25 protein-coding genes are annotated in these 20,834 nt (G+C 60.1%); 18 read left to right on the top strand and 7 right to left on the bottom strand.

The window, feature by feature from the left end; all coding sequences use genetic code 11:
• Positions 1-10 precede the first annotated feature (10 nt).
• The 5 genes from motD to AACY31_RS14015 all read left to right on the top strand — a co-directional run bounded on the left by motD (position 11) and on the right by AACY31_RS14015 (position 3,663).
• Complete coding sequence (gene motD, locus AACY31_RS14035) at positions 11-895, top strand: flagellar motor protein MotD (protein ID WP_339480327.1); 885 nt, start codon at positions 11-13, stop codon at positions 893-895.
• Between the two features lie 49 nt (positions 896-944).
• The gene (locus AACY31_RS14030) at positions 945-1,736 is read left to right on the top strand and encodes a ParA family protein (RefSeq protein ID WP_339480325.1); all 792 of its coding nucleotides are present in this window, start codon (positions 945-947) and stop codon (positions 1,734-1,736) included.
• 96 nt (positions 1,737-1,832) lie between these two features.
• Complete coding sequence (locus AACY31_RS14025; RefSeq protein ID WP_339480324.1) at positions 1,833-2,708, top strand: CheW domain-containing protein; 876 nt, start codon at positions 1,833-1,835, stop codon at positions 2,706-2,708.
• Between the two features lie 72 nt (positions 2,709-2,780).
• Positions 2,781-3,266, top strand: coding sequence for a chemotaxis protein CheW (locus AACY31_RS14020; RefSeq protein WP_003199144.1), 486 nt, complete (start codon positions 2,781-2,783; stop codon positions 3,264-3,266).
• A gap of 1 nt (position 3,267) precedes the next feature.
• The gene (locus tag AACY31_RS14015) at positions 3,268-3,663 is read left to right on the top strand and encodes a DUF2802 domain-containing protein (protein WP_339480315.1); all 396 of its coding nucleotides are present in this window, start codon (positions 3,268-3,270) and stop codon (positions 3,661-3,663) included.
• A 153-nt stretch (positions 3,664-3,816) separates the two neighbouring features.
• Here AACY31_RS14015 and AACY31_RS14010 read toward each other — a convergent pair whose 3' ends face one another.
• The 6 genes from AACY31_RS14010 to fliK form a co-directional block, all read right to left on the bottom strand.
• Positions 3,817-4,101, bottom strand: a complete 285-nt coding sequence (locus AACY31_RS14010) for an EscU/YscU/HrcU family type III secretion system export apparatus switch protein (protein ID WP_445261542.1) — start codon at positions 4,099-4,101, stop codon at positions 3,817-3,819.
• A 53-nt stretch (positions 4,102-4,154) separates the two neighbouring features.
• On the bottom strand, positions 4,155-4,730 hold the full coding sequence (locus AACY31_RS14005; protein WP_339491425.1) for a DUF4276 family protein: 576 nt from the start codon (positions 4,728-4,730) through the stop codon (positions 4,155-4,157).
• Positions 4,724-5,839: an AAA family ATPase gene (locus tag AACY31_RS14000; RefSeq protein ID WP_339480309.1), complete on the bottom strand. Its 1,116-nt coding sequence runs from the start codon at positions 5,837-5,839 to the stop codon at positions 4,724-4,726. The genes AACY31_RS14005 and AACY31_RS14000 overlap by 7 nt, the downstream gene beginning before the upstream one ends.
• Before the next feature lie 293 nt (positions 5,840-6,132).
• Positions 6,133-6,423, bottom strand: coding sequence for a fructose-bisphosphate aldolase (locus AACY31_RS13995; RefSeq protein WP_339480308.1), 291 nt, complete (start codon positions 6,421-6,423; stop codon positions 6,133-6,135).
• A gap of 531 nt (positions 6,424-6,954) precedes the next feature.
• A complete protein-coding gene (locus AACY31_RS13990; protein WP_339491427.1) occupies positions 6,955-7,284 on the bottom strand; it encodes an EscU/YscU/HrcU family type III secretion system export apparatus switch protein in 330 nt (109 codons plus the stop codon).
• Positions 7,281-8,852, bottom strand: a complete 1,572-nt coding sequence (gene fliK, locus AACY31_RS13985) for a flagellar hook-length control protein FliK (RefSeq protein WP_339504614.1) — start codon at positions 8,850-8,852, stop codon at positions 7,281-7,283. The genes AACY31_RS13990 and fliK overlap by 4 nt, the downstream gene beginning before the upstream one ends.
• A 198-nt stretch (positions 8,853-9,050) precedes the next feature.
• On the opposite strand from fliK, the gene ccmA reads away from it, so the two are divergent.
• From ccmA to AACY31_RS13930, 11 genes are all read left to right on the top strand, one after another.
• Positions 9,051-9,686 carry a cytochrome c biogenesis heme-transporting ATPase CcmA gene (gene ccmA, locus AACY31_RS13980; protein ID WP_339480303.1) on the top strand — a complete coding sequence of 212 codons (636 nt, stop codon included), beginning with the start codon at positions 9,051-9,053 and terminating at the stop codon, positions 9,684-9,686.
• Positions 9,683-10,351, top strand: coding sequence for a heme exporter protein CcmB (gene ccmB / locus AACY31_RS13975; RefSeq protein WP_339480300.1), 669 nt, complete (start codon positions 9,683-9,685; stop codon positions 10,349-10,351). Before ccmA ends, ccmB begins: the two co-directional genes overlap by 4 nt.
• 94 nt (positions 10,352-10,445) lie before the next feature.
• Positions 10,446-11,201 carry a heme ABC transporter permease gene (locus AACY31_RS13970; protein WP_339480297.1) on the top strand — a complete coding sequence of 252 codons (756 nt, stop codon included), beginning with the start codon at positions 10,446-10,448 and terminating at the stop codon, positions 11,199-11,201.
• Positions 11,198-11,374 (top strand): heme exporter protein CcmD, encoded by a 177-nt coding sequence (gene ccmD, locus AACY31_RS13965; RefSeq protein WP_339480296.1) that lies wholly within the window; start codon positions 11,198-11,200, stop codon positions 11,372-11,374. The genes AACY31_RS13970 and ccmD overlap by 4 nt, the downstream gene beginning before the upstream one ends.
• Positions 11,371-11,826: a cytochrome c maturation protein CcmE gene (gene ccmE, locus AACY31_RS13960; protein WP_339480294.1), complete on the top strand. Its 456-nt coding sequence runs from the start codon at positions 11,371-11,373 to the stop codon at positions 11,824-11,826. Before ccmD ends, ccmE begins: the two co-directional genes overlap by 4 nt.
• A 3-nt stretch (positions 11,827-11,829) precedes the next feature.
• Positions 11,830-13,818, top strand: a complete 1,989-nt coding sequence (locus AACY31_RS13955) for a heme lyase CcmF/NrfE family subunit (RefSeq protein ID WP_339480292.1) — start codon at positions 11,830-11,832, stop codon at positions 13,816-13,818.
• Positions 13,815-14,351, top strand: coding sequence for a DsbE family thiol:disulfide interchange protein (locus AACY31_RS13950; RefSeq protein WP_339480290.1), 537 nt, complete (start codon positions 13,815-13,817; stop codon positions 14,349-14,351). The genes AACY31_RS13955 and AACY31_RS13950 overlap by 4 nt, the downstream gene beginning before the upstream one ends.
• The gene (locus tag AACY31_RS13945; RefSeq protein ID WP_339480289.1) at positions 14,348-14,821 is read left to right on the top strand and encodes a cytochrome c-type biogenesis protein; all 474 of its coding nucleotides are present in this window, start codon (positions 14,348-14,350) and stop codon (positions 14,819-14,821) included. The genes AACY31_RS13950 and AACY31_RS13945 overlap by 4 nt, the downstream gene beginning before the upstream one ends.
• Positions 14,814-16,016 (top strand): c-type cytochrome biogenesis protein CcmI, encoded by a 1,203-nt coding sequence (ccmI, locus tag AACY31_RS13940; protein ID WP_339480287.1) that lies wholly within the window; start codon positions 14,814-14,816, stop codon positions 16,014-16,016. The genes AACY31_RS13945 and ccmI overlap by 8 nt, the downstream gene beginning before the upstream one ends.
• A 14-nt stretch (positions 16,017-16,030) precedes the next feature.
• Positions 16,031-16,429: a hypothetical protein gene (locus tag AACY31_RS13935; RefSeq protein ID WP_339480285.1), complete on the top strand. Its 399-nt coding sequence runs from the start codon at positions 16,031-16,033 to the stop codon at positions 16,427-16,429.
• 447 nt (positions 16,430-16,876) lie between these two features.
• Positions 16,877-18,970, top strand: a complete 2,094-nt coding sequence (locus AACY31_RS13930) for an LTA synthase family protein (protein WP_339491432.1) — start codon at positions 16,877-16,879, stop codon at positions 18,968-18,970.
• 63 nt (positions 18,971-19,033) lie between these two features.
• Here AACY31_RS13930 and AACY31_RS13925 read toward each other — a convergent pair whose 3' ends face one another.
• Positions 19,034-19,186, bottom strand: a complete 153-nt coding sequence (locus AACY31_RS13925) for a DUF3309 family protein (protein ID WP_003183939.1) — start codon at positions 19,184-19,186, stop codon at positions 19,034-19,036.
• Positions 19,187-19,491: 305 nt separating this feature from the next.
• Here AACY31_RS13925 and AACY31_RS13920 point away from each other — a divergent pair, with 305 nt between their 5' ends.
• A complete protein-coding gene (locus tag AACY31_RS13920) occupies positions 19,492-20,307 on the top strand; it encodes an SDR family oxidoreductase (RefSeq protein ID WP_339480280.1) in 816 nt (271 codons plus the stop codon).
• 57 nt (positions 20,308-20,364) lie between these two features.
• Positions 20,365-20,697 carry a YnfA family protein gene (locus AACY31_RS13915; RefSeq protein WP_339480488.1) on the top strand — a complete coding sequence of 111 codons (333 nt, stop codon included), beginning with the start codon at positions 20,365-20,367 and terminating at the stop codon, positions 20,695-20,697.
• Positions 20,698-20,834: the final 137 nt, after the last annotated feature.

Raw genomic sequence — 20,834 nt, 5'->3', positions numbered from 1 at the left:
GAGATGGAGCATGGCACGTCGCAGGCATCGTGAAGAACACGTCAACCATGAACGCTGGCTGGTTTCCTACGCCGACTTCATCACGTTGCTGTTCGCTTTTTTCGTGGTCATGTATTCGATCTCGTCGGTCAACGAAGGCAAGTACAAAGTCATTTCCGAGGCGTTGATCGGTGTCTTTACCGACTCCGACCGTGCCCTCAAGCCTATCCCTATCGGTGAGGAGCGGCCGAAGACCACGACCCCGGCCAAGCCGTTGATCAAGGACAGCGAGCAGGTCGATGCCGGTATCGCCGGTGGTAGCGATCCGTTGAAAAGCATCGCCGACGACATCAGCGCGGCGTTCGGCGACCTGATCAGCTCCAACCAGATGACCGTGCGCGGCAACGAGTTGTGGGTCGAGATCGAACTCAATTCCAGCCTGTTGTTCGGCAGCGGCGACGCCATGCCCAGCGACATGGCGTTCAACATCATCGATAGGGTCGCGGCGATCCTCAAACCCTTCGACAACCCGATCCATGTCGAAGGTTTCACGGACGACCAGCCGATCCGTACCGCGCAGTATCCGACCAACTGGGAGCTGTCCTCGGCCCGTTCGGCGAGCATCGTGCGCATGCTGGCGATGCAGGGGGTGAACCCCGGTCGCCTGGCCTCGGTGGGCTACGGCGAGTTCCAGCCGGTCGCCAACAACGCCACGGCCGAGGGGCGTGCGCGCAACCGGCGGGTGGTGCTGGTGGTGTCGCGCAACCTCGATGTGCGTCGCAGCCTGACCGGTACCGGTACGGCCAATGCAACTCCGGATGCGGCATTGAAGCGGGCTGGCACACAAACTGCACCGGCTCCGGTCAAGTCGCCGGGAAGACAGAGTGCCGTCAATTCTCCGTCACCCGCTTTATAACCGAGCTATTTCTCGGTCGAGCCTGTTTCGGCCGGGAGGAACGATCCGAATGAGAGTCTGGGCAGTCGCCAATCAAAAAGGTGGTGTGGGCAAGACCACATCTTCCATCGCTTTAGCCGGGTTGCTGGCCGAGGCGGGCAAGCGTGTGGTCATCGTCGACCTGGACCCCCATGGCTCGATGACCAGCTATTTCGGCTACGATCCCGACAGCCTGGAGCACAGCAACTACGACCTGTTCCTGCACAAGGGCGTTGTGCCCGAGGGCCTGCCGGGGCAGTTGCTGTTGTCCACCAGCGACGAGCGGATTTCCCTGTTGCCATCGAGCACCGCCCTCGCCACCCTGGAGCGACAGTCGCCAGGGCAGAGCGGGCTGGGCCTGGTGATCGCCAAGAGTCTGGCGCAGCTGTGGCAGGATTTCGATTACGCGATCATCGACAGCCCGCCGTTGTTGGGGCTGCTGATGGTCAATGCCCTGGCAGCCAGCCAGCAATTGGTGATCCCGGTGCAAACCGAGCACTTGGCCGTAAAGGGCCTGGAGCGCATGGTCAATACACTGGCGATGGTCAACCGCTCGCGCAAGCAGACGCTGGCCTTCAACATCGTGCCAACCCTGTTCGATCGTCGCACCCAGGCGTCCCTGGGCACCCTGCGGGTGTTGCGGGACATGTACCCGGATGACATCTGGCAAGGCTACATCCCTGTCGATACCCGCTTGCGAGACGCCAGCCGCGCGGGTGTGACCCCTCCGCAATTCGATGGCAAGAGCCGTGGCGTGCTGGCCTACCGGGCGCTGCTCAAGCACCTGTTGGCCCAGCAGCTCGTTCCACAGCAGGTGGCTTAAGGTGACGAGGCTTTCCATTGGCATTGTGTTCGCTTGCGAACGCTCAAGTCCTACCGCATTCATGCCGATAACCTTTTCAAGTGGCGCACTGTTCCTATGAGCCGCCCGATAAAGACAACCTCGCGTCCACAAATGGCCCTGCAATCCTATCTGGACGGGCTGTTGCAGGAAGCGACCGAAGAACTGCCACCACAGCCAAGCGTGATCGAGGCGTTGCCCGAGAACGTCGAAGCCAAGGGGGTGCTGGATGAGTTTCAGGCGGCCGTGCTCGAAGAGCAGGCTCGTGATGCACAAAAAACAGTAGTGGCTGCAGCGGTCGAGGCACCGTTTATCAAGCCTCAGCTAGCGGTCATGGACGCGCCTGCGCCGATCCTGGCGCCGGTCTCGACCGTTGCCCCGTTGCTGCAGGGCCTGGTGACGCCAGTGGTGGAAATCCACCTGCCGCCGAGCAACCCGCCGCCACCGGTGCCGGGCGACGACCGTCCGGACTGGGCCGCCGAGCCGTTCGAGTGTTTGTTGTTCGATGTGGCCGGGTTGACCCTGGCGGTGCCGCTGGTATGCCTGGGGTCGATTTATTCCCTGGCCGGGCAGGAATTGACGCCGTTGTTTGGCCAGCCGCAATGGTTCCTCGGAATCCTGCCGAGCCAGGCCGGCAACCTGAAGGTTCTGGATACGGCGCGCTGGGTCATGCCGGACCGTTATCGCGATGACTTTCGCCAGGGCTTGCAGTACGTGATTTCAGTGCAGGGTTACGAGTGGGGTTTGGCGGTGCATCAGGTCAGTCGCTCGCTGCGCCTGGACCCGAACGAGATCAAGTGGCGCAGCCATCGAGGGCAACGGCCATGGCTGGCCGGTACGGTGATCGAGCATATGTGCGCCTTGCTGGACGTTTCCGAGCTGGCGGAGCTGATCGCCAGCGGCGGGGCAAAACACCTGGGCGGCAGCAAGAAGCCGGTCCAGAAACCGAAATAAGACAACCGGCGGCGCACCGCGTCGCCGGACAGAATACACGCCGCCACAGGCGGTTTTTCGAGGGGTCAGGGTATGAATGATAAGGCGTCGTCTCAAAAGGGTTCTGAAGATCCGATTCTGCAATGGGTAACCTTCAAGCTCGATAACGAAACCTACGGCATCAACGTGATGCGCGTTCAGGAAGTGCTGCGCTATACCGAGATCGCCCCGGTACCGGGTGCGCCGAGCTACGTGCTGGGCATCATCAACCTGCGTGGCAACGTGGTGACGGTGATCGATACCCGCCAGCGCTTCGGCCTGATGAATGCCGAGATCAGCGACAACACACGGATCGTCATCATCGAAGCCGACAAGCAAGTGGTTGGCATCATGGTCGACAGCGTCGCCGAAGTGGTTTACCTGCGTCAGTCGGAAATCGAGACTGCGCCGAACGTGGGTAACGAAGAGTCCGCCAAGTTCATTCAAGGCGTGTGCAACAAGAACAACGAGTTGCTGATTCTGGTTGAACTGGACAAGATGATGAGCGAAGAAGAGTGGTCGGAACTGGAGAGTATCTGATTTGATTCTTGAGGTAGCAGTCATTGTCCTGTTCCTTTTCTGGGCAGGCACGCTGGGGATGTTCTTGGCGTATATACGTGGCCAGCGGCAGATCGCCGCTCAGCAGGCCCAGGGCGATGCGCTGCGTGACCAGCGCATCAAAGACCTGGCCAAGCGCGTCGACGATTACCAGAACGGCACCGTGCGCATGGGCGAAGCGCTCCATGAGCTGCGTGCCGTGCTCGCGCCGTTGCCGGATAAACTCGCCCAGTTGGAACAGCGCGACCCCTCCAGCCTGTCCTTCGCCCAGGCCGCCCGCCTGGTGGGCATGGGCGCCAGTGTCGACGAACTGACCCAAGCCTGCGGTCTGACCCAGGCCGAGGCAGAGCTGATGAGTAAGCTGCACAAGGGCGGCTGATCGCCATGTAGGAGCTGCCGAGCGAAGCGAGGCTGCGATCTTTTGATCTTGATCTTGATCTTTCGCTTGCGATTCAATTGCCTGGGGAAAGATCGTAGCCTCGCTTCGCGAGGCAGCTCCTACACGGCGCCTGGCCTTCAAATCGCTGAAGGCTCAGTAATCGTCGCCGCGGTCGGTCACATCCTTTTCGACACTCGGCGCATTCGGGTCATGGCCTTGGGGAAACTTGCCCTTGAGGTTCCAGGCGAACGCAATGATCTCGGCAATCGTGCGGTACAGCTCTTCCGGGATGCTGTCTCCCAATTCCATCCGTGCCAGCAGTTTCACCAGCTCGGCATTTTCATAGATTGGTACTTCACTCTCCCGGGCGATGCGCAGGATTTCCAGGCCGAGGCGGAGCTGATAAGCAAGCTGCACCGGGGCGGCTGAACGTTTCAAGCTACAGGCTGTGAGGAAAACAGTAGATCGCAGCCTTGTTAGCTATATCGCGCTTAGACTCTTCCTTGTTTTGTAAAATAGCTAACAATCTCCTTCGCACTCGGGCACTGTGGGTGCGAAGCCGCTTGGCGAATGCTGAAGCCATAATGCTTGACCATTTTCTTTGCGAATGCGGTTTTGTTGCCCGGACCCCGTTTACCAAGCCCATTTGATATTTCTTTGAGACGGTCCCATGGCTTGTTCGGTGTTTGCTCGGGCTGTGGTTCATCAAAGTTGTGCACACCAAGCCATTTGCCTATGGCATTTGAGTCAGCCAAGAACCATCCTTCCAATGCTTTCACAGCGACAAATGTGATATCTATTCGTGCGTTTGAGATACGTTCTTTAACGGTATCAACTGAGTCTTCGTCTTCGAGGTCGGTCAGCACCACGATTCTATCTACCTCTTGCTGATCCAGACGTGCCAGATAAGCATCGATATTTTGCGGCAGTAGATTGCCGCCACCCTTGGCATTGACCACGGGGTTGACCAACTCAAAGTCGTTCGCCTGCAAAAACGCTTTGAAGTCGGCCGATTCGATGACGATTTTTTCGCTATCGCCTTCCACGATGAACCCAACTTTTACCATGGCAGACCTCCATCAAAAAGGTTGGTCAGCCACGCCGTATCCAAGGGAATATCTTTTTTATCCACCGCCGAGTCCGAAGCACACTTGATCTTGGTCTTGCCATCCTCTTTATTCACTAACCGAAGCTCTTCAAGGTCCAGATTGCGAACAACGGATTCGCTATGAGTGGTGATGAGAACAGGATGCTCCACAGACGCATTTTCACGCATCAACTGAACCAGTTCGCCGATCGCTTTCGGATGAATGCCTCGCTCCGGCTCCTCTATGATTGTTATGCCTGGTTTGTCTGAACGGCTTAACACAGCGGTCATGATGCAGAGAGCATAAATGGTACCGTCTGAAATTAGCCGTGCCGGGAATCGAGCTTTTGTTCCTTCTTCCTTAAAGGTTATTACTGTAGAGCCGTCCAGCCTTTGCTTTTCGGTAGACACATTTTCCATTCCTGGAACTATCAATTCGATCCATTCAAGAACTTGGTCGCGAAAGCGCTCGTTTTTCTCCAGAATTGACAACATGGTTGCCACGTTCCGACCGTGGCTATCAAGTGTCGTCGCGTCTGCTGTCGAACTGTCAGGTTCCTTGGCTTCCAGCGGGTCGATTCGAAATACCTGGATATTGGTAAGCATTCGATACAGCGGCGAATGGCTGAGCAGCATTAGCGCAGTCATGTCCTGTGCATACTCAGGCAGGAGATGCAGTCCCTGAGTGTTACTCAAGACAATCTGCGTCTCATCGCTGCTCTTGCGGTCAATGACCTGTTTGTCGTTGACTTTTAAGCTCTCAAGTATTCGAGGTACGCGGTCTATGTCCGATATTTTCAGGCTGTAATCGAAAGTCTCTCCCTTAAGCTTTATCCGGATGGCGAAAGAGATTGTCGTGCGCTTTTCCTTTCGATGCTTGAAGCAGTGAATTTGCGGGAACCCCCCGAAGTCGCGTATTGCCTGAGCCGCTCCTCGTTTCACTACCGCTCCCAAAAAAGCCAGCGCATCAGTGATATTGCTCTTACCGGCGCCATTCGAGCCGGCAAAAGCCGTAAAGGGCGGCACATCCCTCAGGACTATATTGGCTGCGCTCTTGAAGCCTTTGATTTCGAGGTATTCAATTTTCATCGCAAATCCTCAGCGTTCTTCAGTCACCGTTTCAGCACGGAAATTCTTGAGGTCGGGTGCTTGAAATCATTTTTCGCAACGTATTCTACTCAAGGGCGCTGATTCTATAGACAATTTGAAACGTGCGCCCCTAGACAAAATGAGTCAGTGCCATGAGACAGAGGTCATTCAAGAACCAAGGACGGTGGTTCCTGCTTTTTTATGGCAATTTTAAAATGCGTTGTTTCAGCGCTTCGAAATTATGAGTCAGGAAAGCAACAACCCGCCGAAGCGGGTTGCGTGGTTGAAAAACGTTATTGTCCCTCCGGTACCTCGAATCCCCGTTGCTCAATCACCCCAAACATATCGCTTACATCCTGAACCAGGATCCGAGCAATGTTAGTTACGGTATTGATGTCGTTTTCGGCGTAGTCGGGCAGGGTGGTGCAGGCCATGAGATTGAGGTATTTGAGGACGGCGTCAAGGCGTTCGTTGAGGCAGCTGTGGAGTTCACCCAGTGGCGCGTCGGCGTCAATGAGGAGGACGGGATGTTCGGTGGCGAAGTGAGACATGGGGGTGTGGTTGAGCGGGTGTCGAGTCGTCATGGTGTTAATCCTGATGAAAATTGAATTGCCACCGTTCTGCTGCGAAACAGGATGGGTGGCAGCTATGCGCGGGTTCGCAGACCGGAGGATTAACACCAAGACCCGGCAGACCCGAAGGTCTCCCACGCACAACCGCCATGGAACGAGTGCGACCAAGAGCCGACCGTACATGACAGGATAAGGCATTAATCTTAAGGGCTGCGAAACCCTTCGCCAACCAATGTCAGCGACAGATCAACTTTAGGCAGCGATTTTGGTTGCCGCAACCTGGCTGTAGGATTCCAGGGGGCGTATCTGGCGAGTGATTTTCCTCGACTTGTGATGCAAACCCGGTAAAACCGCGTGTTGCACTACGTCTTATGAGACGGGGGCGTGAGATTTGGCTTACTTCGCGTTCCAGGGGGACCAAGCTCCGTCGCAATAGACAGTTATTTCCTACAAGATTTGCAGACTTTAAATCTGTGGCGTCATTATCAAATGAGTGATTTTCGGTAGCGGAGGGCTTGGTTCCGTTTGGTATCGTCGTCGGGCTCAGTAATCGTCACCGCGCTCGGTCACATCCTTTTCGACACTTGGCGCATTCGGGTCATGGCCTTGGGGAAACTTGCCCTTGAGGTTCCAGGCGAACGCAATGATCTCGGCAATCGTGCGGTACAGCTCTTCCGGGATGCTGTCCCCCAACTCCATTCGCGCCAACAGCTTCACCAATTCGGCGTTTTCATAGATCGGTACTTCGCTTTCGCGGGCGATGCGCAGGATTTCCTCGGCCAGGGCTTCGTCGCCCTTGGCGGTGAGGGTCGGGGCGTGGTGGCCGTCGTACTTGAGGGCGATGGCCTGGCGGGGTTCGGTGTGGGTTGTCATGCGGTTTCATCCACCCAGCGTTGTTCCAGGCGAGTCTTGGGGCCTTGGGGCGGGGTGCCGAGGTGGCAGTCCAGGTCGCCGACGTTCAGGCCACAGGTCACCAGGCGTTCACGCAATGCTGTCAGGTTGCTTTCGATCAGGTTTGCGGTGTACGGCCGCTCGGCCCACAGTTGGCTGGACAGACTGCCGCTGAGCAACTGGGCCTGAATCTGTAAGGGACCGAGCGGTTCCATGTCGAACGCCAATTCCACCCGCCAGAGTTGCTGCTTCGGCTCGCGTTCTTCCCGACGTTCCTGTGGTTGCTCCTGGGGTGGGGTTTCCTCGCGCTGGAACTTGACCTGCAACGGCACGATGTCCTGCAGGTTACGCATCGGGATTTCCAGTTGCCAAGTGCTCATCAGCCGACCGTCGTCGGTCAGGCCGGTCTGCTCCAGGCTCGACAACTGATGGCTTTGCAGGCGTGACACGGCGGCAGCGGCCAGGCGCAGCAGGTGTTCCAGGCTGCCTTCTTCGTCCTGGCCTTTCATCAGGCGCGAGGGCAGGGGGAAGCTGGTGGCTGGCGGCTTGGCGCTGACCTGCCCGAGCATCCCCAAGGCGCTGCGTACGAAGCTCGGCAGGGCCTGGGCCAGCGTATTGGCGGCAATGATGGCGCTGAGGTTGGTGGAGGCGGGCAGGGTCGGTGTCAACTGGGCGATCAGTTTCAGCAGGTCGCCTTTGATGTCTGGCGCCAGGCCCGGTGGCTGTCCGGCGAGCAACTTGCTTTCCAGGAACACACCGCTGGCGACCATGGCTTGGGCCAGCCCCTTGGGCGTGCTCAGTTGCTGGACATCCGGCAGGCCGGCCAACAGGCGTGTCACCGCGGCGCGCAGCTCGGCACCGGTGTCGTCGGTGGCCGGCAGGTTTTGCAGGGCCGTGATCAGGCCGTCCAGCGAGCCCTGGCGGCTCACTTGGGTGACCAGTTGCTGGCTCACCGCCAGCTGCTCCTGGCGGTTGCTCAGCGGAACGAATTTCAGCGTCTGGGAATCTTGCACCTGGGCACTCAAGAGTGTGCCGATGCGCAGTGGTTGCGGGCTGTCGATGTCCAGAGTATTGCCAGCCTGGGCGGTGTTGAGCAGGCTCACCAATGACCGATAGACCGCCGGTTGCCCAGGCAACTGCGGCAACGCCTGACTGGTCAGCACTTTACCTTGCAGCAAGGTGCCGATCGGTAACTGCGCGGTGTCGATTCGGGTGAGGGTGGCGACGCTGGAGGCCACGGCCTGTTGCACGGCAATCGCCAGATTGCTGGCCGACGGCTGGGTCACGACCAGGCTGCTGCCTTGGGGCAACGGCTGGGTGCTGGTGGCCTGCACGGTGGTCTGGCGGCCGCTCTCCAGCGTGACCTTGAGCAATAGCTGGAAAGTCTGGTCGGCCTGCTTGAGCGACAGCACTTCGGCCCGGGCGATCTGGCCCGAGCTGATCAGGCCTTCGGTCGGCACCAGCAGTTTGAGCAGCTCGCCACTGACCACTGGCGCGCGCGTCGTTGCCGTGGGCTGGGGCAGCGGCAGGATGTTCATGTCGCCTGTCATTTGCGGTCTTACCTTGGGGAAATAAGCTCTCTTGAGAGTGGGTTAGGGCATGTATAATGCCGCCCGTCTTCCAGGGCATGGCGAAAACCTTGCAATTGTTTGACGCAGCTCTGTGGAACAGACCGTCAATGCATTTATGCTGCATCTCTTTAACGGCCGCTGCACCGCCGACTTGAACCGTATAAGGCCCGCGATCCCTTGACCAGTCCTCTCCTGCAAACCGTCGGCCTCGCCTGTGAGCGAGACTTGCGACTGCTTTTCGAAAATCTCGAATTGAGACTCTCGCGTGGCGATATGGTGCAAATCAGTGGTCCCAACGGCAGTGGCAAGACCAGCCTGCTGCGCCTGCTGGCCGGGTTGATGCAACCCACCGCCGGCCAAGTGTTGCTCAATGGCCAGCCCTTGCACAGCCAGCGCAGCGAACTGGCCCGCAACCTGCTCTGGATCGGCCATGCCGCCGGTATCAAGGATTTGCTGACCCCCGAAGAAAACCTCAGTTGGCTCTGCGCATTGCATACGCCGGTCGGCCGCGAAGCGATCTGGCAGGCGTTGGCGGCGGTGGGGCTGCGCGGCTTTGAGGACGTGCCGAGCCACACCTTGTCCGCCGGCCAGCAACGCCGCGTGGCCCTGGCCCGTCTGTACTTGGACAGCCCTGCGTTGTGGATTCTAGACGAACCGTTCACCGCCCTGGACAAGCAGGGCGTCGCGCAGCTCGAAGAGCACTTGGCCCGGCACTGTGAAAACGGTGGCATGGTGCTCTTGACCACCCACCACACGCTGGCGCGGATGCCGGCCGGTTATCGCAACATTGATCTGGGGAACTGGGCCGCATGAGTGTGTTTGGCCTGTTGCTTGCCCGCGAGGCGCGCCTGCTGTTCCGTCGCCCGGCCGAATTGGCCAATCCGCTGGTGTTCTTCGCCATTGTCATTGCATTGTTCCCGTTGGCGGTCGGACCGGAGACTCAATTGTTGCAAACCTTGTCTCCGGGACTGGTCTGGGTCGCCGCGCTTTTATCGGTCCTGCTCTCGCTGGACGGGCTTTTCCGCAGTGATTTCGAAGACGGTTCACTGGAACAGTGGGTCCTTTCGTCGCACCCCCTGGCCCTTCTGGTTTTGGCCAAGGTACTGGCACACTGGGTTTTTTCCGGGCTGGCGCTGGTATTGCTCTCGCCACTGCTGGCGATGATGCTGGGGCTGCCTGGCGCGTGCGTGCCGGTGCTGCTGGTGTCGCTGCTGCTGGGCACGCCGGTGCTAAGCCTGCTCGGTGCGGTGGGGGCGGCGTTGACGGTGGGGTTGAAGCGCGGCGGCCTGTTGCTGGCGCTGCTGATCCTGCCGTTGTATATCCCGGTCTTGATCCTGGGCAGCGGTGCCTTGCAAGCGGCGTTGCAAGGCATGCCCGCGACCGGTTATCTGCTGTGGCTTGGGAGCCTGACCGCCCTGGCGATAACCCTGACACCCTTTGCAATAGCCGCTGGCCTGAAAATCAGCGTCGGCGAATAATAACGAGGCCTGGTCAAAAACTGACCACTTCTTTGGAAGTAAAGGCTGACTCGGCGGTTCGTGAAGGCGAGCCGCAACCGTGATGGAAACAGCAATGAACTGGACCTGGTTTCACAAGCTCGGCTCACCCAAGTGGTTCTACGGCATCAGCGGCAAACTGCTCCCTTGGTTGAGCATCTCTGCACTGTTGTTGATTGGTTTTGGCGTGGTCTGGGGCCTGGCCTTCGCACCGCCGGACTACCAGCAAGGCAACAGCTTTCGCATCATCTACATCCACGTGCCCACGGCGATGCTGGCCCAGTCCGTCTACGTGATGCTGGCGGTGTGCGGTGTGGTCGGGCTGGTGTGGAAGATGAAGCTGGCCGACGTGGCCCTGCAATGCGCCGCGCCCATCGGTGCCTGGATGACCGCCGTGGCGCTGGTCACCGGGGCGATCTGGGGCAAGCCGACCTGGGGGTCGTGGTGGGTCTGGGATGCGCGACTGACGTCGATGCTGATCCTGCTGTTCCTGTACTTCGGTCTTATTGCGTTGGGCAACGCCATCAGCAATCGTGACAGTGCCGCCAAGGCTTGCGCGGTACTGGCGATTGTCGGCGTGATCAACATCCCGATCATCAAGTACTCGGTGGAGTGGTGGAACACCCTGCACCAGGGCGCGACCTTCACCCTCACCGAAAAACCGGCAATGCCCGTCGAAATGTGGCTGCCGCTGTTGCTGACCGTGCTGGGTTTCTACTGTTTCTTCGGCGCGGTGCTATTGCTGCGCATGCGCCTGGAAGTGCTCAAGCGCGAGTCCCGGGCCAGTTGGGTGAAAGCCGAAGTACAGAACAGTCTGGAGGCCGCTCGATGAGTTTCGCTTCATTCGGCGATTTCCTCGCCATGGGCCATCATGGCCTGTATGTCTGGTCAGCCTATGGCATCTGCCTGCTGGTGCTGGTCCTCAACGTGGCGGTGCCGATCCTGGCCCGCAAGCGGTATCTGCAACAAGAGGCGCGTCGTCTGCGCCGGGAGAACGGTCAGTGAATCCGCTGCGCAAAAAACGTCTTATCATCATTCTTGCGATCCTGGTGGGTGTCGGTGCCGCGGTCGCCCTGGCCCTGAGCGCCCTGCAGCAGAACATCAACCTGTTCTACACCCCAACCCAGATTGCCAACGGCGAAGCGCCGAAAGACACGCGAATCCGTGCCGGCGGCATGGTGGAAAAAGGTTCGCTGGTGCGTTCCGGGGATTCGCTGGACGTGAAGTTCAACGTCACCGACTTCAGCAAGACCGTGACCATCACCTATCGCGGCATCCTCCCGGACCTGTTCCGCGAAGGGCAGGGCATCGTGGCCTTGGGCAAGCTCAACGCCAACGGCGTGGTGGTGGCCGATGAAGTGCTGGCCAAGCACGACGAAAAATACATGCCGCCGGAAGTGACCAAGGCGCTGAAAGACAGCGGCCAGTCGGCGCCCACTCCCGTGAAGGAGGGTTGATCGATGACCACCGGCATCTTTATTCCCGAATTGGGCCACCTGGCGATGATCCTGGCCCTGTGCTTTGCCCTGGTGCAAGCCGTGGTGCCATTGCTGGGAGCCTGGCGCGGCGACCGTTTGTGGATGAGCTTGGCCCAGCCGGCGGCATGGGGGCAGTTTGCTTTTATGCTGTTCGCCTTCGGTTGCCTGACCTATGCGTTCATGGCCGACGATTTTTCCGTGGAATACGTCGCCAGCAACTCCAACAGCGCCTTGCCCTGGTACTACAAGTTCAGCGCGGTGTGGGGCGCCCATGAGGGTTCGCTGTTGCTCTGGGCGTTGATCCTTGCCGGCTGGACTTTCGCCGTCTCGGTGTTCTCCCGGCAGTTGCCCCAGGTGATGCTGGCCAGGGTGCTGGCGGTGATGGGCATGATCAGCACCGGTTTCCTGCTGTTTTTGATCGTCACCTCCAACCCGTTCGAGCGCATCCTGCCGCAGATGCCGACGGATGGCCGTGACCTCAACCCGTTGTTGCAAGACATCGGCCTGATCGTTCACCCGCCGATGCTCTACATGGGCTACGTCGGCTTCTCCGTGGCCTTTGCCTTCGCCATCGCCGCGTTGCTCGGTGGGCGCCTCGATGCGGCGTGGGCACGCTGGTCACGTCCCTGGACCATCGTTGCCTGGGCCTTCCTCGGCATCGGCATCACCCTCGGCTCGTGGTGGGCCTACTACGAACTCGGCTGGGGCGGTTGGTGGTTCTGGGATCCGGTGGAAAACGCCTCGTTCATGCCCTGGTTGGTGGGCACGGCGCTGATCCACTCCTTGGCGGTCACGGAAAAACGCGGTGTGTTCAAGAGCTGGACCGTGCTGCTGGCCATCGCGGCATTTTCGCTGAGCCTGCTGGGGACGTTCCTGGTGCGCTCCGGCGTGCTGACGTCGGTGCATGCCTTCGCCTCGGACCCTGAGCGTGGCGTGTTCATCCTGATGTTCCTGCTGTTCGTGGTCGGCGGTTCGCTGACGCTGTTCGCCCTGCGTGCACCGGTGGTCAAGAGCCAGGTCGGCTTCAACCTCTGGTCACGGGAAACCCTGTTGCTGGGCAACAACCTGGTGCTGGTGGTGGCCGCGTCGATGATCCTGCTGGGGACGCTGTACCCGCTGGTGCTCGATGCGTTGTCCGGGGCCAAGTTGTCGGTCGGGCCGCCGTACTTCAATGCGCTGTTCATTCCGCTGATGGCGATCCTGATGGTGGTGATGGCCGTCGGTGTGCTGGTGCGCTGGAAAGACACCCCGGTCAAATGGCTGCTGGGCATGTTGACCCCGGTACTGCTGGGCACGGCTGCCCTGGCCGTGGTGGCCGGCGTGGCCTATGGCGACTTCAACTGGGCGGTGCTGGCGACGTTCGTGCTGGCGGCCTGGGTGTTGCTGGCGGGAGTACGGGACATCTTCGACAAGACCCGGCACAAAGGCCTGATCAAGGGGCTGCCAACCTTGACCCGCAGCTACTGGGGCATGCAGGTCGCCCACCTGGGTATCGCTGTCTGCGCCCTGGGCGTGGTGCTGTCCAGCCAGAACAGCGCCGAGCGTGACCTGCGCCTGGCTCCGGGTGAGTCCATGGACCTGGCTGGCTATCAGTTCGTGTTCGAGGGCGCCAAACATTTCGAGGGCCCGAACTTCACGTCCGACAAGGGCACCGTGCGGGTCATTCGCCACGGCCAGGAAATCGCCGTGTTGCACCCGGAAAAACGTCTCTACACCGTGCAGAATTCGGTGATGACCGAAGCCGGCATCGACGCCGGTTTCACCCGCGATCTTTACGTGGCGCTGGGCGAGTCCCTGGGCGACGGCGCGTGGGCGGTACGGGTCCACGTCAAGCCGTTCGTGCGCTGGATCTGGTTCGGTGGCTTGCTCACCGGCCTGGGTGGGGTGCTGGCGGCGCTGGATCGGCGTTATCGAGTCAAAGTGAAAACCCGGGTGCGTGAGACCCTGGGCATGACGGGAGCCACTGCATGAAACGTTGGTTGATGGTGGTGCCGCTGGCGCTGTTCCTGTTGATGGCGGTGTTTTTGTACCGGGGGTTGTACCTGAATCCGACCGAGTTGCCCTCGGCGATGATCGGCAAGCCGTTCCCGGAGTTTTCCCTGCCATCGGTTCAAGGCGACAAGACCCTGACCCGTGCCGACCTGCTGGGCAAGCCGGCGCTGGTCAACGTGTGGGGCACCTGGTGCATCTCCTGCCGGGTCGAGCACCCGGTGTTGAACAAACTGGCCCAGAACGGCGTGGTGATCTACGGCGTCAATTACAAGGACGTCAATGCCGACGCCTTGAAGTGGCTGGCCGAGTTTCACAACCCGTATCAACTGGACATTCGTGACGAAGACGGCTCCCTGGGCCTTAACCTGGGGGTCTACGGCGCGCCGGAAACGTTCTTCATCGATGCCAAGGGCGTGATCCGCGACAAGTTCGTCGGCGTGATCGACGAACAGGTCTGGCGCGAGAAACTGGCCGCCAAGTATCAGGCTCTGGTGGACGAGGCCAAGCCATGAAGCGCTGGTTAGCCGCCGCCATCCTCGGCCTGAGCCTTGCCGGTGTGGCCCACGCCGCCATCGACACTTACGAGTTCGCCAACGACGGCGAGCGCGAACGGTTTCGCGAACTGACCAAGGAACTGCGCTGCCCCAAGTGCCAGAACCAGGACATCGCCGACTCCAACGCACCGATTGCCGCCGACCTGCGCAAGGAAATCTTCCGTATGCTCGGCGAGGGCAAGGACAACCAGCAGATCATCGATTTCATGGTCGACCGCTACGGTGAGTTCGTGCGCTACAACCCCGCCCTGTCCTCCAAGACCGCGCTGCTCTGGTTCGGCCCCGCCGGGCTGTTGTTCGGTGGTTTCGTCGTCATTGCAGTGATCGTGCGCCGCCGCCGGGTCCTGCGCACGGCCGCCCCGGACACGCTTTCTGTCGAAGAGCGCCAGCGCCTCGACCAACTGTTGGATAAAACCAAGCATGATTGATTTCTGGCTCGCCGCAGGTCTGCTTCTTCTGGTTGCCCTGAGTTTTCTGTTGATCCCTGTACTGCGTGGTCGTCGCGCTCAACGCGAGGAGGACCGTACCGCGCTCAACGTGGCGCTGTACCAGGAACGTGTTGCCGAACTACAAACCGAGCGGGAGGAGGGCGTGCTCAACTCGGCGCAACTGGACACCGGTCGCGCCGAAGCTGCCCGTGAATTGCTCGCCGACACCGAGGGCGCCGATGTGCCGCGCGAATCCCGGTTGGGCAAGCCGTTGCCGTTGCTCGCCGCTGTGCTGGTGCCGGTGTTGGGCCTGGCGCTGTACCTGCATTTCGGTGCCAGCGACAAGGTCGAACTGACCCGTGAATTCGCCCAGGCGCCGCAGTCGATGGAAGAGATGACCCTGCGCCTGGAACGTGCGGTGGCGGCGCAACCGGATAACGCCGAGGGCCTGTATTTCCTCGGGCGTACCTACATGGCGCAGGACCGGCCCGCAGAGGCGGCGAAGATCTTCGAGCGCACCGTGGCAGTGGCCGGTCGACAACCCGACCTGCTGGGCCAATGGGCCCAGGCGCAGTATTTTGCCGACGGCAAGAAATGGTCGGACACGCTTCAGGCGCTGACCGACGAAGCGCTGAAGCTCGATCCGAAGGAGGTCACCAGCCTCGGCCTGTTGGGTATCGCCGCGTTTGAGAGCGAACGCTATCAGGACGCGATCGATTACTGGGGGCGCCTACTGGTGGAACTGCCGGTGGGCGACCAGTCCCGTGAAGCGCTGCAGGGCGGCATTACCCGTGCCACCGAGAAGCTGCAAGCCAGTGGCGGCAAGGTCGCCCAGGCTCCGGCGGCCAAGGCTGCGGCACTGCTCAAGGTGCGCGTCGACCTGGCGCCGGCACTCAAGGCCAAGGTGCAGCCGGGCGACAGCGTGTTCATCTTCGCCCGCGCCGTTTCCGGCCCTCCCGCGCCGCTGGCCGCCAAGCGCCTGACGGTCGCCGATCTGCCGGTCACAGTAGAGCTGGGTGACGCGGACGCCATGATGCCGCAGTTGAAACTGTCGAACTTCCACGAAGTCCAACTGGTGGCGCGTATCTCCCGGGCCGGCCAGCCGACCGCCGGTGAGTGGATCGGCCGCAGCCAACCCCTGGCGAGCAGCACCACGGCGCAGCAACAACTGACCATCGACAGCCCGGACAAATAACAGGAATTCGCACCATGACCGCCATCGCTCGTATCACCCTGCTCACGCTCGTCATGGGCCTGAGTGCTTGTGCGGTCCAGCGCCCCTCGGCGCCGCTGCCACCGATCCCAGCGTCGACGCCGACCACCAAACCGGCCCCATCCACACCGCCGGGCAAGCCTGTCATCCCGAACAAGCCGGCCAAGCCGCTGCCGCGCACCTCCGCCAGTTTCGCCCCACCGCCGGGTGGCAACAGCCATTGGGACGCCAAGCTTGGGGTCTATGTGCTGGACAACCAGACGAACACGTTCTATCGCCAGCGAACCTATTACCGTTGGAACAACGGTTGGAGTCGTTCCATCAGCCCGAATGGCCCATGGGAAGACACCACCATCGAAGGCGTGCCAGCGGGCTTGGGGCGCCAGTTCCATTAAGCAGCGGAAGACCTTGCCCCCGCGGGACTCTGTAGGAGCTGCCGAAGGCTGCGATCTTTTGATCTTTTGATCTTTCGCTTGGGATTCAAGTGTTTGGGGAAAGATCGCAGCCTCGTTGCCACTCGACAGCTCCTACGCAGCTCCTACACAGTTCCTACGCAGCTCCCGCATAGAGGGAGTAAGCGCTCTCGCCACCGTAGTGTTCGGCTCAACCGCATCGGCAGGCCGGGATTTTTGTGTTCCTGAATACTCTTTGAACGAAATTTTCACCCAGTCTTGCGGACAATCTCCCGCGCTCATATCGCCGCCGGTTATTTAATGGCTATGCCATAGCTGTTCGTGCAAGATCTGCGCACTCGCGCAAGCCCCAAGGCCAAGGCTTTGGTCAACAGAGGCGCGCTGTTGTTTCTGTTTGTCACTCCAACTCCAATAGGGTCCTTAAACGACATGGCAATCCCGGACGCCCTGAGTCAGCAGCGCGCTACACATCGCCTGCTGCAACCGACCGTCAAATCGCACCTGTCCTACACGTTGCTTTGTGCCCTGGTGATGATGGTCATGTTCAGCCTGCTGCGCGTGGCGCTGCTGGTCTATAACCGCGAGATGATCCTCGACACCCCGGCCTCGACCTTCGTTGAAGCATTCGTCAACGGCCTGCGTTTCGACTTGCGCCTGGTGGTCTACCTTTGCATCCCGTTGTTGCTGGCGTTGTTCAGCGTAAGGGCCATGGCGGCCCGTGGGTTCTTTCGTTTCTGGTTGACCGTCACTTCCAGCATCGCGCTGTTCCTGGGCTTGATGGAGATGGACTTCTACCGTGAATTCCACCAGCGCCTCAATGGCCTGGTCTTCCAGTATGTAAAGGAAGACCCGAAAACCGTGATGAGCATGCTCTGGTACGGTTTTCCGGTGGTGCGCTACCTGCTGGCTTGGGTCGGTGGCACCCTCATCCTCAGCCTGGCGTTCAAGGGCGCCGACCGCGCCACGCGTCCCCGTGGGCCGTTCAGTGGCGGCACCATCGGCACCCGCCAGATCGCCCCCTGGTATGGGCGTGTCGCGGTGTTTGTCGTTTGCCTGCTGGTTGCCGTGACCGCCGCGCGCGGTACCTTGCGCCAAGGGCCGCCTCTGCGCTGGGGCGACGTCTACACCACCGATTCGAACTTCGCCAACCAGTTGGGCCTCAATGGCACGCTGTCGCTAGTGGCCGCGGCCAAGAACCGGATGTCCGAAGAGCGTGACAACATCTGGAAGGCCACCCTCGAGCAACCGCTGGCGCAGCAGACCGTGCGCGACATGCTGGTGATGCCCGACGATACACTCGTGGACCCCGAGACAGCCGCCGTGCGCCGCGACTACACGCCGCCGGCCGACAAGACCCTGCCGATCAAAAATGTGGTCGTGATCCTCATGGAAAGCATGGCCGGTCACTCGGTGGGCGCCTTGGGCGCGCCGGGCAACATCACGCCTTACCTGGACAAACTGTCCAAGGAAGGCCTGTTGTTCGACCGTTTCTTCTCCAACGGTACCCACACCCACCAAGGCATGTTCGCCACCATGGCGTGCTTCCCGAACCTGCCCGGTTTCGAATACCTGATGCAAACGCCAGAGGGCAGTCACAAGCTGTCGGGCCTGCCGCAACTGCTCAGCGCCCGTGACTACGACGACGTGTACGTCTACAACGGCGATTTCGCCTGGGACAACCAGTCGGGTTTCTTCAGCAGCCAGGGCATGACTACATTCATCGGGCGCAACGACTTTGTGAACCCGGTGTTCTCCGATCCGACCTGGGGTGTCTCCGACCAGGACATGTTCGACCGTGGCCTGATCGAGCTCAAGGCGCGGGAAAACGGCAAGCCGTTCTATGCCTTGCTGCAAAGCCTGTCCAACCACACTCCTTATGCGTTGCCGACGCCGTTGCCGGTCGAGCGGGTCACCGACCGCGGCAGCCTGAACGAACACCTGACCGCCATGCGCTACTCCGACTGGGCGCTGGGCCAGTTCTTCGAGAAGGCCCGCAAGGAGCCTTACTTCAAGGAAACCCTGTTCGTCGTGGTCGGCGATCATGGCTTTGGCAACGAGCGCCAGATCACCGAGATGGATCTGGGCCGTTTCAACGTGCCGATGCTGTTGATCGGCCCGGGCGTCCAGGAAAAGTTCGGCCAGCGTAACCACACCGTGGGCACCCAGGTCGACATCGTGCCGACCATCATGGGCCGGATCGGTGGGCAAGTACGCAACCAGTGCTGGGGCCGGGACCTGTTGAACCTGCCGCAAGGCGATCCCGGCTTTGGTGTGATCAAACCGTCGGGCAGTGATCAAACCACCGCGATCATCCGGGGTGACGCGGTCCTGATGCTACCGAAGGAAAAGGAAATGGCGCCGAAGATGTATCGCTATGAGCTGGGCGCCAATCCGCGTGCGGAAGTCATCCCGGATGCACCGGACACTGCCGAGATGAAACTCAAGCTCGAAGCTTTCCTGCAAACCGCGACCAAGAGCCTGGTGGATAACACCGCTGGCGTCGTTGACGGCAAGCCGGACTGATAAACGGCGCACATAAAAAAGAGGCCTGCAAAGGCCTCTTTTTTTTTGCGTTTACTGAGTGGTTTATATCTTGCCCAGTAGTAGCAGGACCAACAGCACCACCAACACCACACCGATGATACCGGACGGGCCGTAACCCCAACTTCTGGAGTGCGGGAAGACAGGGAGACCACCGATCAGCAGGAGGATCAGGATAATGATAAGTATTGTGCCCATTGTAGATTTCCTTATTGGTCAGTTCTGGAGTGATACAACTTCCAACTACCAGCGCGCATGCGTTAAATCCGGGCGGCTTAATAACTTCGACCGTAGCGTCTTGTAGAAAATTCAAAGTTTTTGTTGGCCCTCGTAGGCGCTGTCGAGTGAAACGAGGCTGCGATCTTTTCTGGGGCTTTCATTCGACAGCCCCTGGCAGCGCCCACAGTTTGCCCTCGCCATTCAGCAATCTGATGGAGCGTGGGTCCGTTGAACACCTTCGCTACACTCGGCCTATCTCTCCCGGAACAACAAGGCTGTTTGCTATGCAAAATCGCATGATGATCACTGGTGCCGGCTCCGGCCTGGGTCGCGAAATCGCGCTGCGCTGGGCCCGCGAAGGATGGCGTCTGGCCTTATCGGATGTCAGCGAGCCGGGCCTTGTGCAAACCCTCAAGCTTGTACGTGGTGCCGGTGGCGACGGCTTCATCCAGCGCTGCGATGTACGCGACTACAGCCAATTGACTGCGTTCGCCCAGGCCTGCGAAGAAAAGTTCGGCGGTATCGATATCATCGTCAACAATGCCGGCGTGGCCTCGGGCGGCTTCTTCAGCGAGCTTTCCCTGGAGGATTGGGACTGGCAGATCGCGATCAACCTCATGGGCGTGGTCAAGGGCTGCAAGGCGTTCCTGCCGTTGCTGGAAAAAAGCCGCGGCAAGATCATCAACATCGCTTCTATGGCAGCCCTGATGCAGGGCCCGGCCATGAGCAACTACAACGTGGCCAAGGCGGGTGTCGTGGCGCTGTCGGAAAGTCTGCTGGTGGAACTGGCGCAGCAGGAAGTTGGCGTACACGTGGTGTGCCCGTCATTCTTCCAGACCAATCTGCTGGACTCCTTCCGCGGCCCGACCCCGGCCATGAAAGCCCAGGTTGGCAAGTTGCTGGAAAGCTCACCGATCAGCGCCACGGATATTGCTGACTACATCTACCAGCAGGTCGCCCAGGGTCAGTTCATGATCCTGCCCCACGAACAGGGGCGTATGGCTTGGGCCCTCAAGCAGAAGAACCCACAGCTGCTGTACGACGAAATGACCGTCATGGCCGACAAGATGCGCGCCAAGGCCCGGCAAACCCCCAATTGACCTGAATGCCCGATGTCCTCAGGATGGCGCCATTCGACCCTCCTGATGGACATCTGCATGCTCAATTACCTGTGGTTTTTTCTCGCCGCGCTGTTTGAGATCGCGGGCTGCTACGCCTTCTGGATGTGGTTGCGCCAGGGCAAAAGCGCCTGGTGGATCGCCCCGGCGTTGCTCAGCCTCACGTTGTTCGCCTTGTTGCTGACCCGCGTCGAAGCGACGTACGCCGGGCGCGCCTACGCCGCTTATGGCGGCCTCTATATCATTGCCTCGATCGGCTGGCTGACGGTGGTTGAGCGAGTGCGGCCACTGGGGTCCGACTGGATTGGCGTGGCGCTCTGCGTGTTGGGGGCGAGTGTGATTCTATTCGGTCCGCGGTTCTCGGCGCCCTGAAATAACCGGCGGTCCGACAGGGTTTTGCAGGAAGTTTCCGTCAGTCACAAGAACTTTGCTTGTAGGGCCTTACTGAATTCTCGCGGGTGTCTTGAGAACGGGAAACAGGCCGGGCATGGTCAGGGTCCAGACATTCT

This window comes from Pseudomonas sp. RL_105y_Pfl2_101 (assembly GCF_963970585.1).
GTDB lineage: Bacteria > Pseudomonadota > Gammaproteobacteria > Pseudomonadales > Pseudomonadaceae > Aquipseudomonas.
The sequence above is the reverse complement of the archived record's forward strand: the minus strand, read 5'-3'. Positions and strand labels throughout refer to the sequence as shown.

Coding starts and splice junctions, on each gene's coding strand:
- motD (WP_339480327.1), top strand. CDS start 11: ATGGCACGTCGCAGGCATCGTGAAGAACACGTCAACCATGAACGCTGG.
- AACY31_RS14030 (WP_339480325.1), top strand. CDS start 945: ATGAGAGTCTGGGCAGTCGCCAATCAAAAAGGTGGTGTGGGCAAGACC.
- AACY31_RS14025 (WP_339480324.1), top strand. CDS start 1,833: ATGAGCCGCCCGATAAAGACAACCTCGCGTCCACAAATGGCCCTGCAA.
- AACY31_RS14020 (WP_003199144.1), top strand. CDS start 2,781: ATGAATGATAAGGCGTCGTCTCAAAAGGGTTCTGAAGATCCGATTCTG.
- AACY31_RS14005 (WP_339491425.1), bottom strand. CDS start 4,730: ATGGTAAAAGTTGGGTTCATCGTGGAAGGCGATAGCGAAAAAATCGTC.
- AACY31_RS14000 (WP_339480309.1), bottom strand. CDS start 5,839: ATGAAAATTGAATACCTCGAAATCAAAGGCTTCAAGAGCGCAGCCAAT.
- AACY31_RS13995 (WP_339480308.1), bottom strand. CDS start 6,423: ATGACGACTCGACACCCGCTCAACCACACCCCCATGTCTCACTTCGCC.
- AACY31_RS13990 (WP_339491427.1), bottom strand. CDS start 7,284: ATGACAACCCACACCGAACCCCGCCAGGCCATCGCCCTCAAGTACGAC.
- fliK (WP_339504614.1), bottom strand. CDS start 8,852: ATGACAGGCGACATGAACATCCTGCCGCTGCCCCAGCCCACGGCAACG.
- ccmB (WP_339480300.1), top strand. CDS start 9,683: ATGAGTGTGTTTGGCCTGTTGCTTGCCCGCGAGGCGCGCCTGCTGTTC.
- AACY31_RS13970 (WP_339480297.1), top strand. CDS start 10,446: ATGAACTGGACCTGGTTTCACAAGCTCGGCTCACCCAAGTGGTTCTAC.
- ccmD (WP_339480296.1), top strand. CDS start 11,198: ATGAGTTTCGCTTCATTCGGCGATTTCCTCGCCATGGGCCATCATGGC.
- AACY31_RS13955 (WP_339480292.1), top strand. CDS start 11,830: ATGACCACCGGCATCTTTATTCCCGAATTGGGCCACCTGGCGATGATC.
- AACY31_RS13950 (WP_339480290.1), top strand. CDS start 13,815: ATGAAACGTTGGTTGATGGTGGTGCCGCTGGCGCTGTTCCTGTTGATG.
- AACY31_RS13945 (WP_339480289.1), top strand. CDS start 14,348: ATGAAGCGCTGGTTAGCCGCCGCCATCCTCGGCCTGAGCCTTGCCGGT.
- ccmI (WP_339480287.1), top strand. CDS start 14,814: ATGATTGATTTCTGGCTCGCCGCAGGTCTGCTTCTTCTGGTTGCCCTG.
- AACY31_RS13935 (WP_339480285.1), top strand. CDS start 16,031: ATGACCGCCATCGCTCGTATCACCCTGCTCACGCTCGTCATGGGCCTG.
- AACY31_RS13930 (WP_339491432.1), top strand. CDS start 16,877: ATGGCAATCCCGGACGCCCTGAGTCAGCAGCGCGCTACACATCGCCTG.
- AACY31_RS13925 (WP_003183939.1), bottom strand. CDS start 19,186: ATGGGCACAATACTTATCATTATCCTGATCCTCCTGCTGATCGGTGGT.
- AACY31_RS13920 (WP_339480280.1), top strand. CDS start 19,492: ATGCAAAATCGCATGATGATCACTGGTGCCGGCTCCGGCCTGGGTCGC.
- AACY31_RS13915 (WP_339480488.1), top strand. CDS start 20,365: ATGCTCAATTACCTGTGGTTTTTTCTCGCCGCGCTGTTTGAGATCGCG.